This window comes from Vreelandella sp. V005 (genome assembly GCF_052645115.1).
Genome location: NZ_JBQXYA010000006.1, coordinates 159,992 through 170,467 on the forward strand (window position 1 = coordinate 159,992; position 10,476 = coordinate 170,467).

A 10,476-nucleotide genomic window follows, 5' to 3' on the forward strand; every position below is an offset into this window, starting at 1 on the left:
AGCTGTTATACCTCTGACGTGGGCTAGCTTACCCCCGCTACCCTTGGCCAATCGTGAAAGGCTACAAATACTTGAGCAGTTTCTGCAGCTTATTCATATCGGCGGAGTCGCCTACTAAACGCACGTTACCGCTCATCATGCCATCAAGGAAGGCTTGCTGAGTTGGCTTTTTGAGCACTTGTAAGGCGGTGGCTTGGTCTCGGAAACGCAGTTCAAGATCTAAATCGACGGGCAGCCCTTTACCAGTGCTGATGCCTTTTGGCGTCATCCGGTAGTGGCGGGCAATGCTTAGATCTTCCGTCGCAATCCCCCAGTCCAGACCGCGCATGCGTTCTAATTGTTCACGAAAGCGCGGCTTGCGGCGCAGGGCGCGTTTGAGCATGACGCCCAGCAGCCACAGCGTCAGCTTGAGCTTCATTAGGAAACGGCTTCCTTAAGGGCTTTGCCTGGCTTGAAGGCAACATTTTTGCTGGCGGGAATTTGCAATGGCGCACCAGTTTGCGGATTTTTACCAGTACGCGCTGCGCGCTCACGCACGGTGAAGGTGCCAAAACCAATCAAAGCGACATCTTCGCCCTTGGCAACGCTATTGGTGATCTCATCCAAAATAACGTTCAGTACTTGGCCTGCTTTATCTTTAGACAGGTCGGCGCTTTCAGCGATAGCAGCAGCGAGTTCAGGTTTGCGCATAAGGAATCTCCCATTATTAATGTGTCATACGTAAAACAAATACAGGTTGTTAGATGCGTTGCTAAGCATAGGTTAGCTTCTCTAGCCTAGCCTTGAACGCTACGAAAATCAGCCTAGCAGCGTAGGTGCTGCTCTGGAAAGCTCCACTTTCCTTCTCACGCAGCCGCCTGTCAACGCAAAACCAATCAAACGTCCGTCTTTATTTTCGGCCAAGGCACTGATATCGCCGCCTTCACCTTCAATTCGCCATCGTGCTGGCGTCTCTTTTGGCGGGTAGGCAACCACCGGTAGTAGCGGTGTTTTAACCACCACTGGCCAAGTGCCGAAGCTGACCGTTGTGGGGGTGCCCGAAAGTGTCGCCGCCAGGGCTTTGGCACTTGCTTGCAGCGGCTGTACGTACATGGCATTCACGCCATCGACGCATGCCACATCGCCCAATGCGAAGATGTTCTGGTGGGAGGTGCGTAGTTGGCGGTCAACCTTTATGCCACTAGGTGAAACGCTTAAGCCAGCGGCTTTGGCAAGCGCCGTACGCGGCGCTAGGCCGGTGGCCATGAGCACGAAATCAGCACTGATCGTCTCGCCGTTATCCAAACGTAAGACGATACTTTCCCCGTGGCTGCGTGCTATTGAATCAATGGCGCGGCCAAGGTGTAGTCCGATGCCTGCTTCGTTAAAGGCATCGCCCAGGGCGTTCCCCAGTGGCGCGGGAAGCAGGCGGGGAAGCAGTGTCGTTTCCGGCGCGATGATGCTGACGTGATGACCGCCGGCGTGCAGATCATTAGCAAATTCGCAGCCGACCAGCCCGGCGCCAATGATCGCCACCCGCGCGGGGCCTTGGCCTAACGCAGTATGGAAGCGCCGGTAGTCATCAAGGTCATTAATAGTGAAGCAGCGTGGGGCGACACTGGAATCAATACTGAACGGCATTCTGGGCGCCGCACCGGTGGCTAATACCAGGTTGTCGTAGCGAAGCTTTTCAGCGTGGGGTGCTTGTTCAGTGTCGAGCAACAGCATTTGGTTATCCACATCCATTGCCACCACAGGGGTGTGGATAACGATGCGCGCGTTCAACTCGTCGCCAAGTTCGGCAGCGCTTCGCTGTGCTAGCTGGTGGGGCGTTAGCTTTTTAGCGAAGCCGGTGGAAAGCAGAGGCTTGCTATAGTCATCACCACTGTCAGCACTAACCAGTGTCATTGAGCGTTGATCGCCTTGTCGGCGCAGGGCGCGCGCTAGCCCTATGCCTGCCATTCCGGTGCCAATAATTATCAGCTCGGCGTGAGAGGTTGACATTTTCTGCGTCGTTGAAGGTACCTGGGAGGGTGATGCGGGCATGCGGTTACCAAGGGGGTCGCTGAAACAAAAGCCTATCAGGACCCCATGTTACACTAGCCGCCCCGATTATTGTTCTGGAGAACTCGGTGACATCGCCTGCTTTCCCGCAACCCACGCTGTTTCCCTATTGGCGTCCCATTGAAGCAGTGCGGTCTGCCATGGGGATGCCCTGGTGGAGATGGGTTGCTTCGACAGATTCTTTAACCGCCCGTTTAATCGCTGCCGGGGGGGATAGGCCGTTTCGCGTACGCTTACTTTATCAGGGCGTTGGCTGGCCGCGACAGGATGAGGCCCAGGCGCTGGGCATTGGGCTCAAGCGTTATGCCTGGCTGCGGGAAGTAGCGCTATGTATTGATGAAATACCCTGGGTGGTGGCGCGCTCTGTGGCCCCTCTTACACAATTAAAGGGCCAACGAATGGAGCATTTGGGAGAGCGTTCGCTAGGGAGCTGGTTATTTCGTCAGCCAGGTTTAATTCGTGGGCCGCTAGAGGCTACCACGCATCCCCCCGCCTTTGCTCGTGCCAACGGTGTCGTGCCTAACAGCACCTGGGGCAGGCGCTCCGTTTTTCAACTGGGCACTCAGCAAGGCGGGTTAACGTTATTGGTGCAAGAGTATTTTTTGCAGGCGATGGCAGATGACCTTGATCTGCCTTCGCGCTAGGCTAGCGCCTGCATCTTATTTTTCGTGAGGTAAGCATGGATCGTTCACTGTTGCGACCAAAAGGGTTGGTTCGCGTGGCAGATTTTCTACAGCTAATGCGTTTGAATCGACCTATTGGTACGTGGCTGTTGATGTGGCCGACGCTTTGGGCGCTTTGGTTTGCGGCGGAAGGCGTGCCAGGCCGAAATACCCTGCTGATTTTTATAGCGGGTGTTTACGTTATGCGGGCTGCTGGCTGTGTGGTGAATGATTATGCGGATCGTCATTTTGATGGCCATGTAAAACGCACCAAGCATCGTCCGCTGGCGACGGGGCGTATCAGTGAAACCGAGGCCCAACTGCTATTTATTGCGCTGGTGGCCACTGCCTTTATTCTGGTACTGCTGACCAATTGGTTTACGGTGCTGCTGTCGCTGGGTGGCGTATTACTGGCGGTTATTTACCCGTTTATGAAGCGCTATACCCATTTTCCTCAAGTGGTACTCGGCGCGGCGTTTTCATGGGCCATTCCAATGGCGTTTGGCGCCGTGCTGAACCACGTGCCGCTAGAAGCATGGCTGCTTTTCTTTGCCAATGTGCTGTGGACGGTCGCGTACGACACGCAGTACGCCATGGTGGATCGTGACGATGATGTGAAAATTGGTATTAAATCAACCGCCGTGCTGTTTGGTAGTGCAGATCGCTTAATGATTGGCTTGCTGCAGGCGGCGACGCTGATGCTGTTGGCATGGGTTGGTTGGCGAGCCGGTTTAGGTGGGTTCTTCTGGCTGGGGCTTGTTGCCATGGCAGCGACTTTTTTGCACCAGCAGCATTTGATTCGCCACCGTGAGCGGGATGCCTGCTTCCAGGCGTTCCTCAACAACCACTGGTCGGGTCTGCTTGTTTTTGCCGGTATTGCGCTAAGTTGGTGGCCTGCGGTGGGCTAATAACGGCGATTGTCATGTAACTGTCATCAAGTCATGGTGTTATCGTCACTGACATGTCATTGAAGAATTGATCTTTAGACTGGCTTTCTTTGAACTGGCTTTTTGAACACCGTGAGGCTCTGGTATGACCGCCAAGACCGTTCTGATTGTCGATGATGAATCGTCGATTCGCGAGATGATCGCGGTAGCGCTGGAAATGGCTGACTACCGCGTGCTCGAAGCAGATAACGCCCAGGATGCTCATGCCATGGTCGTTGACCATCAACCGGATTTACTGCTGCTCGATTGGATGATGCCCGGCACCAGCGGTATTGAGCTGGCTAGGCGTTTGAAACGCGAAGAAGCCACGGCTGAGATCCCCATTATTATGCTGACCGCTAAAGGCGAGGAAGATAATAAAATTCAAGGGCTTGAAGCAGGCGCCGATGATTATATCACCAAACCTTTTTCTCCTCGTGAATTGGTGGCACGGCTAAAAGCAGTGCTCCGCCGCGCTACTCCTCGTGGCGTTGAAGATCCGATTGAGATTAACGGTCTCTTGCTAGACCCGGTCAGCCACCGAGTTAGTGCTCACGGCAAAGCGTTGGAAATGGGCCCCACCGAGTATCGTTTGTTGCAGTTTTTCATGACCCATCAAGAGCGTGCCTACACACGCAGCCAACTGCTTGACCAAGTGTGGGGTGGCAATGTGTATGTAGAAGAGCGTACGGTTGATGTGCATATTCGTCGCTTACGCAAAGCGTTGGGTGATGTGCATCAAAACCTGATTCAAACGGTTCGGGGCACCGGTTACCGTTTCTCTGCCCGGGTGTAAATGTGCGCCTGTGGAGCCGTGAACTGTGGCGGCTAGCGTGGCTAGCGACGCTGGGGACTTGTCTAGGTTGGCTATTGGGTTCGGCAGGGCTGGGGCTTTCGGTAGGCCTTGCAATATGCCTGTTTTATCACCTGCGACAACTGCGCGAGCTGTACCTGTGGTTAACCCTACACCCTCACGACGAGCCACCTGCTGCACGCGGTATGTGGGGCGAGCTCTTTGATCGCTTGTATCGCTATCAAAAAAGTCAGCGCATTACGCAAAGCCGACTGCGTGCTACTTTAGCACGTATTCAAGAGTCGTCCGAAGCGATGCGTGACAGTGTGGTGATGCTTGACCGGCATGGTGACTTGGAGTGGTGGAATAGTGCTGCAACCGCCATGCTGGGGCTCCAAACCGCCCATGATAGAGGGCAGCATATTACCAACCTGCTGCGTGATCCCAGTTTCATCCGCTACTTCAATGCACGTAACTATAGCGAACCGTTAACGCTCACTTCGCCTATTGATGAGCGGCGTATACTTCAATATCAAATTACGCTCTATGGCGATGATGAACGTCTCGTCATGGCACGCGACATTACCCGCTTGCATCGCCTCGAGCAGATGCGCCGTGACTTTGTTGCCAACGTCTCCCATGAACTGAGAACGCCGCTAACCGTCCTCTCCGGCTATTTGGAAACCTATAGCGACATCGCTGACCAGTTGCCCCCACGCCTTGGTAAAAGCCTTCACCAAATGCAGGAGCAAACGCAGCGAATGCAAAACCTGGTCAACGACCTCTTGCTGCTGTCTCGTTTGGAAATTGATCAGGGCGGCAAAGATCACCATCCGCTAGCGCTGGGGCCGTTGCTACACAGCATTTGTAATGATGCCCTGGCGCTGTCGCATCAGCGCCATACCATTACTGTGAAACTTGAAAGCGATGCACGCTTATTGGGCAGCGAGGAGGAAATTCGTAGCGCCATTTCTAACTTGGCCTTTAATGCTGTTCGTTATACCCCAGCAGGGAGCTACATTACGTTGCGCTGGAAAAGTAATGCTGGTGGCGGTTCAATCGATGTGGAAGATAATGGCGATGGGATCGATCCTGTTCATATTCCTCGGCTGACCGAACGTTTTTACCGTGTTGATAAAGGTCGCAGTACCGCGACCGGCGGCACGGGGTTAGGCTTAGCCATCGTAAAGCACGTATTGCTGCGCCACGACGCACAATTACAGATCGAATCCCACCCTGGCAAAGGCGCGCTATTTCGCTGTACATTTCCCGCTTCGCGGCTTGTTTAATCTTGGCAAGTGATGTCAGCGCACAACACCTGTAGAAGTGTGTCATATTGGCAGTAAGATTGGTAAAAGTTTGCTCATGTGCCATTTTTGCACACCTGATGGCGTGTAAAAAGGACTCTAGCGAGTTGGCTATTGAGCGCCTTTTGTTTTTTAAATTGTTGTTTATTATGTGTTTTATTTTCAATGTCATTTTTTTGGCACATCCGCTGCAACGTTAAGAGTAAGAAAGACGACCGCAGGAAATGCTGGTTTTTAACTAGGCCCTTCTTTCTTAAATAAGCGGTATCAAACAGCGATCGGAGGTGGAATATGATGTCCAAGGATTTTCTCAAGAAAGCTGGCATTTTAGGTGTTTCTTTTGGCCTGATGGCAAGCCCATTGGCGTTTGCCCAAACAGATGAAAATTCTGCTATTGATGAAAACCAAGGAATCACAGCTGATGAACAGCCGATGGATCCCCAAGGTTCTGATAGCACTGGTGGCAACGACACCAAAGACATGACTAATGATCTAACCCATGACGAAGGCGACAATGCTAGCGACATGGAGCCTAATTCTAGCGATCACTCAGATGATGCTGAGTATAGTGATGATGAGCTTGTCAAAGAAAACAGTGGTAGTTAAAAGCTAATTAATTTTTGATATCAAAGAATGCCTCTTCAACGGATGAAGAGGTGATCTACAGGATGTTATAAAGGCTAGGATGCTTTTTAGATTCAAGGATGAATCACTAGGAAATCAATACGTCAGTCAGGGTTAATTCCAAGGTTGGAGTCCCGCACAAGGAGTGGAAGCTGACGTTCGTCATTACCTATCGCCTATTCTGATATCGGGCCCCGCCATGGCGGGGCCTAATTTTTTGCTGTGTGTTTTTTACAAATTTAGGCCTGCCCGCTTCTGATTATCTTTTCCTCATACCTACCTACTTGGCCTTCGCATCTATGCTTGGGAGCAGCTTTTTGGTTAATGCATTTTAACCAAGTAAAACGCTTGCCCTAGCAATTACAAGAAGAACCACCCGTCACTATGCCCAGAAGGTAAAGCAATCGTAAGTGTGTCATAACGATACATACATTTTTTGCGCATGAGTCATTTGTGCACATTATTTTTGCGCTAAATATTGTTTTGCACATTAATTTTGTGCGCAATTAATAGAAAATAAATCGTTGATTTTAAATGTTTTTTCTTAATAAGAAGAAAGTTGGCACCTAATATGCTTTGACAGGGCAGTGAAGTCGCCGCAGTGAGAAGCAAGCCAACTTAACCTTCTTACTTCACTTCAGCGGTATTAACTAGTCATTAGGAGTAATTATTATGTTTAACGTTGTCGCTAAAAAAGCAGCTGTTTTAGGCCTTGCCTTCGGTTTGTTATCCAGCCCACTAGCATTTGCCCATATCTCTATTGAAGCCAATCAAGATTTAGCCGTCGATAGAGAGCCGATTCAAGCCCAATCACAGCGCTCCTCTGATCAAGCTGATTTTAGCCCCTCTGACCTGATGTACGATGAAGGTGATCGTCCTGATATTATCAAGTCAGAATCAAACCGTACTGAGGTCCAAGTGGAATATACGGCGAAAGATCTAACGCACGATGAAGGTGATGGAAACATTTGGTAACAAAAGTTTGCAATTCCGTAGAAATACATTACGATTGGGGTGTGTGTTAAACACGCAGTGTGTATCACACCGATAAGGATGCAGATCGATTCAAGGAACGAATCAAACGGCAATCAATACGTTGGTCAGGGTTAAAAATCCAAGGTTGGAGTCCCACAAAAGGAAAGGAAGCTAACGTTAGTCATTGCCTCTCTCTTGTATCCTTGGGCCCTGCTAATGCAGGGTCTAGTTTTTTGTGTATCAGCGGTTTTTAGCTTTTCTCAAGTTCGCGTTGCCTCCTGTTTGGGAGGAGTGTGCCTACCTATATCCCGCTCATTCTCTACTCCCTACTATTCATGACGTTAAACATCAGCGTTATAGGAATAAACGACACATGTGTAATTATTGCACAAGTATTTTTGACAAAATAAAGCAGCGCTAATTTGTTTTGCGCGCAAATCTATTTCATAGGCAACTGTTTTTATTGGCATGTTGCGTTTATGAAATTTTTTGGCATGCTGCGTGCATTTATAAACCTACTGGCCGTTTTATTGATGAATAAGCGGTATATAGAAATGCTGAGGAGAACGTTATGTTATTGAAAGAAATGGGTAAAAAAGCCGCTATTGTTGCTACTGCTTTTAGTTTGATCGCAAGCCCGCTGGCAATGGCGAACTCATCAATTGAGTTAAACCAAGATCGCTCTGCTGGTCAGGATGTGATCGATAAACCTGAGTCACACAAAACGTCTAATAATGAAGCCAACATTTCGGCTAATGATTTGACGCGTGATGAAGGTGATAGCTTGGATTTCTCACCCACTAGCAGCGGTTCTGATGAAGTTGAGAGCAAAGAACGTGGCGCTACCATCGATCCAGAAGAGTTGACGCGTGATGAAGGCGATAGCACTGATTGGTAAGTAATCTATTAACGGTTACTGCTAGCGTAAGAATTTTTGAAAAACCCCGCTTAAGCGGGGTTTTTTAGGTCAGGGAGCGTGACTATCGTTATTAGTGGTGGTGATGCTGATCTGCGGCATTACTACCCTCCTGAGCGCTTTGTACCCAGACTTCAATAGTCACCTCTTCTTGTTCAGCAAAGGAGAGCGTGAGGGGAAACCGGTCGCCTTCTACTAATGGCTCGGTTAATCCGACCAACATTAGGTGGAAGCCGCCACCGGGACGCATGATGGTCGTCTCCCCAGCGTTAATACGAATCTCGTTCACATGGCGCATCTGCATCATATCGCCGTCCATTCGCATTTCATGTAGTTCGACGGTGTTACTTGCCGGGCTGCTTGCACCAACCAGAGTGGCAGGGGCTGACAAGGCGGTGATATCCACATAAGCAGCGCCGTTGCTAGCCCCCGGAGGGGTTGGTATGGCGAAAGGATGCGTGATACGCATAGCCTCTGTTTGAACGTCGTGCGCGGTTGCTACCGATGCCACCATATAAAGCGTGCTGACTAAGCACGCTCCCAGCCATGCGATGGGTTTGAGCATACGTTGTTCCTTTATTGTTGATTGAATGTGACAACATGATCTAAACGTAAAAGTAGCAAAGTAGTCGAGCACAGGTAATATATGCCTCTACTGCGGCGTGATGCCACGTCCATTGCTGTGCGCGTCTCTGTAATGGTCATCCCAGAGCAGTACGGCCCCGGCGACTGCACCGGGAATCAGAAAGAGATTAGCCAGTGGGATCCAGGTAATGAGGGTGACTAATCCTCCAAAGCTGAGGCTTTGCCACCAGCGTTTCGAAAGCCGCTGGCGCATATCGGCAAACGTCACCTTGTTGTTATCCATTGGGTAGTCTAAATAAGTGATCGCCATGATCCAGGCGGAAAAGAGCGCCCACAGCAATGGGGCAGCTAAATTCAGCCCAGGGATCCAGCTAAGCACAAACAGGGCGGCTGCCCGGGGGAGGATATAGGCGAGCTTGACGAACTCGCGACCAATAGCATCAATGGCTGTTTTCGTAAGGTTACGGTCATCGATGGGTTCGTTGCCCGTGACTTGCGTTTCGACCTTGGCGGCCAAAAAACCGTAAAAAGGGGCGGCGATTAAGCTGGTGACCAGCGTGAAGGTGAAAAACACCACCACTAGCAGGCTAATCACGAACAGAGGCCAAATAAGCCAGGAGAGCCAGTCGAGCCAAGTCGGCACCATGTTCATCCAGTGGGCCAACCACCCATCGAAGCGATTAAGCACAAAGCTGAACATGCTGACATAAACAAGCAGGTTGACCAGAATGGGCAGAAACACATAGCGACGCATACCCGATTGATATACACAGCGTGTGCCTCGGCTAAGCGCAGTGACAGCATCCAGCATGATGGGGAGACTCCTTGTGATTCAAACGTCCAGTCCGCTCAGCGGCCTGGACGTATTGCAGGAGGAAACCCCTTTCAGGTCAAGACTTTTTTAGTACCTGCGGGTCAAGGTTGCCGGGGTCGCTATGGCGAATATCCAACCCTTTGACAAGATAAACCACGTACTCGGCAAGGTTATCAGCATGGTCACCGACGCGCTCGAGTGCGCGCAGAACCCACATGATACTGAGTACAGAGGTAATGGAGCGTGAATCTTCCATCATAAACGTCATAAGTGAGCGCATTGCGCTGCTGTACTCGTCGTCCACCAATTCATCTTCACGCACTACCTGCATGGCCAAGTCGGTGTCAAAGCGGGCAAAGGCGGTGAGTGCATCGCGAAGCATTTTACGCACATGCTCGCTGATGTGCCGCACTTCCACCAAGCCGCGAATGGTGCTGGTGCTTTCACTCAGCAGCAGGGCGTTACGGGCGATTTTACTGGCCTCATCGCCAATGCGCTCAAGATCAGACGTGGCACGGATAACGGCAAGCACCAGGCGTAGGTCGGACGCCGCAGGCTGACGCCGCGCCAGGACGCGTGTGCACTCGTCGTCAATTTGCAGCTGCAGATCGTTGACCTGGCGGTCATTGTCACGCACTTGCTCAGCCAAGCGAGTGTCGCCTTCCAGCAAGGCAAAGACGGCATCCTGTACCTGCTTTTCTACCAGCCCGCCCATGGCCATCAGGTGGGTTTTCAGCTCTTCCAGCTCCTGGTTGAACTGGCGAGAGATATGCTGGCTGTGGGTATCGCTCGTAATATCCATGGAGCACTCCTGACGTTTCAGTCGGTTAG

13 protein-coding genes are annotated in these 10,476 nt (G+C 51.1%); 7 read left to right on the forward strand and 6 right to left on the reverse strand.

The genetic code is table 11. The annotated features are described in order from the left end of the window. Nucleotides 1-61: 61 nt before the first annotated feature. The 3 genes from ACUN8H_RS14380 to ACUN8H_RS14390 all read right to left on the reverse strand — a co-directional run bounded on the left by ACUN8H_RS14380 (nucleotide 62) and on the right by ACUN8H_RS14390 (nucleotide 1,983). Complete coding sequence (locus ACUN8H_RS14380; protein WP_445532756.1) at nucleotides 62-418, reverse strand: hypothetical protein; 357 nt, start codon at nucleotides 416-418, stop codon at nucleotides 62-64. Next, the gene (locus ACUN8H_RS14385) at nucleotides 418-690 is read right to left on the reverse strand and encodes an HU family DNA-binding protein (protein ID WP_290701245.1); all 273 of its coding nucleotides are present in this window, start codon (nucleotides 688-690) and stop codon (nucleotides 418-420) included. Before ACUN8H_RS14385 ends, ACUN8H_RS14380 begins: the two co-directional genes overlap by 1 nt. 108 nt (nucleotides 691-798) lie before the next feature. Continuing rightward, on the reverse strand, nucleotides 799-1,983 hold the full coding sequence (locus ACUN8H_RS14390; RefSeq protein WP_445532757.1) for an NAD(P)/FAD-dependent oxidoreductase: 1,185 nt from the start codon (nucleotides 1,981-1,983) through the stop codon (nucleotides 799-801). A gap of 128 nt (nucleotides 1,984-2,111) precedes the next feature. On the opposite strand from ACUN8H_RS14390, the gene ACUN8H_RS14395 reads away from it, so the two are divergent. The 7 genes from ACUN8H_RS14395 (at nucleotide 2,112) to ACUN8H_RS14425 (ending at nucleotide 8,228) form a co-directional block, all read left to right on the forward strand. Beyond that, complete coding sequence (locus ACUN8H_RS14395) at nucleotides 2,112-2,687, forward strand: chorismate--pyruvate lyase family protein (protein ID WP_445532758.1); 576 nt, start codon at nucleotides 2,112-2,114, stop codon at nucleotides 2,685-2,687. Between the two features lie 35 nt (nucleotides 2,688-2,722). Next, nucleotides 2,723-3,613, forward strand: coding sequence for a 4-hydroxybenzoate octaprenyltransferase (gene ubiA, locus ACUN8H_RS14400; RefSeq protein ID WP_445532759.1), 891 nt, complete (start codon nucleotides 2,723-2,725; stop codon nucleotides 3,611-3,613). A 124-nt stretch (nucleotides 3,614-3,737) separates the two neighbouring features. After that, nucleotides 3,738-4,427: a phosphate regulon transcriptional regulator PhoB gene (phoB, locus tag ACUN8H_RS14405; RefSeq protein WP_008957133.1), complete on the forward strand. Its 690-nt coding sequence runs from the start codon at nucleotides 3,738-3,740 to the stop codon at nucleotides 4,425-4,427. 2 nt (nucleotides 4,428-4,429) lie between these two features. Further along, nucleotides 4,430-5,713 carry a phosphate regulon sensor histidine kinase PhoR gene (phoR, locus tag ACUN8H_RS14410; protein ID WP_445532760.1) on the forward strand — a complete coding sequence of 428 codons (1,284 nt, stop codon included), beginning with the start codon at nucleotides 4,430-4,432 and terminating at the stop codon, nucleotides 5,711-5,713. A gap of 309 nt (nucleotides 5,714-6,022) precedes the next feature. After that, nucleotides 6,023-6,337, forward strand: coding sequence for a hypothetical protein (locus tag ACUN8H_RS14415; RefSeq protein WP_445532761.1), 315 nt, complete (start codon nucleotides 6,023-6,025; stop codon nucleotides 6,335-6,337). A 690-nt stretch (nucleotides 6,338-7,027) separates the two neighbouring features. After that, a complete protein-coding gene (locus ACUN8H_RS14420) occupies nucleotides 7,028-7,330 on the forward strand; it encodes a hypothetical protein (RefSeq protein WP_445532762.1) in 303 nt (100 codons plus the stop codon). Between the two features lie 571 nt (nucleotides 7,331-7,901). After that, complete coding sequence (locus ACUN8H_RS14425; protein WP_445532763.1) at nucleotides 7,902-8,228, forward strand: hypothetical protein; 327 nt, start codon at nucleotides 7,902-7,904, stop codon at nucleotides 8,226-8,228. Between the two features lie 91 nt (nucleotides 8,229-8,319). Here the strand turns inward: ACUN8H_RS14425 and ACUN8H_RS14430 are convergent, their stop codons facing one another. The 3 genes from ACUN8H_RS14430 to phoU form a co-directional block, all read right to left on the reverse strand. Then, entirely contained in the window at nucleotides 8,320-8,811 is a 492-nt protein-coding gene (locus ACUN8H_RS14430; protein ID WP_445532764.1) for a copper chaperone PCu(A)C, read from the reverse strand. Nucleotides 8,812-8,898: 87 nt separating this feature from the next. After that, nucleotides 8,899-9,642 (reverse strand): sulfate transporter CysZ, encoded by a 744-nt coding sequence (gene cysZ / locus ACUN8H_RS14435; protein ID WP_445532765.1) that lies wholly within the window; start codon nucleotides 9,640-9,642, stop codon nucleotides 8,899-8,901. Between the two features lie 79 nt (nucleotides 9,643-9,721). Then, complete coding sequence (gene phoU / locus ACUN8H_RS14440; RefSeq protein ID WP_445532766.1) at nucleotides 9,722-10,447, reverse strand: phosphate signaling complex protein PhoU; 726 nt, start codon at nucleotides 10,445-10,447, stop codon at nucleotides 9,722-9,724. Nucleotides 10,448-10,476: the final 29 nt, after the last annotated feature.

What these genes read in the sequence shown, in the direction of transcription:
- ACUN8H_RS14380 (WP_445532756.1), bottom strand. Translation starts at nt 418, where the DNA reads ATGAAGCTCAAGCTGACGCTGTGGCTGCTGGGCGTCATGCTCAAACGC.
- ACUN8H_RS14385 (WP_290701245.1), bottom strand. Translation starts at nt 690, where the DNA reads ATGCGCAAACCTGAACTCGCTGCTGCTATCGCTGAAAGCGCCGACCTG.
- ACUN8H_RS14390 (WP_445532757.1), bottom strand. Translation starts at nt 1,983, where the DNA reads ATGTCAACCTCTCACGCCGAGCTGATAATTATTGGCACCGGAATGGCA.
- ubiA (WP_445532759.1), top strand. Translation starts at nt 2,723, where the DNA reads ATGGATCGTTCACTGTTGCGACCAAAAGGGTTGGTTCGCGTGGCAGAT.
- phoB (WP_008957133.1), top strand. Translation starts at nt 3,738, where the DNA reads ATGACCGCCAAGACCGTTCTGATTGTCGATGATGAATCGTCGATTCGC.
- ACUN8H_RS14415 (WP_445532761.1), top strand. Translation starts at nt 6,023, where the DNA reads ATGATGTCCAAGGATTTTCTCAAGAAAGCTGGCATTTTAGGTGTTTCT.
- ACUN8H_RS14420 (WP_445532762.1), top strand. Translation starts at nt 7,028, where the DNA reads ATGTTTAACGTTGTCGCTAAAAAAGCAGCTGTTTTAGGCCTTGCCTTC.
- ACUN8H_RS14425 (WP_445532763.1), top strand. Translation starts at nt 7,902, where the DNA reads ATGTTATTGAAAGAAATGGGTAAAAAAGCCGCTATTGTTGCTACTGCT.
- ACUN8H_RS14430 (WP_445532764.1), bottom strand. Translation starts at nt 8,811, where the DNA reads ATGCTCAAACCCATCGCATGGCTGGGAGCGTGCTTAGTCAGCACGCTT.
- cysZ (WP_445532765.1), bottom strand. Translation starts at nt 9,642, where the DNA reads ATGCTGGATGCTGTCACTGCGCTTAGCCGAGGCACACGCTGTGTATAT.
- phoU (WP_445532766.1), bottom strand. Translation starts at nt 10,447, where the DNA reads ATGGATATTACGAGCGATACCCACAGCCAGCATATCTCTCGCCAGTTC.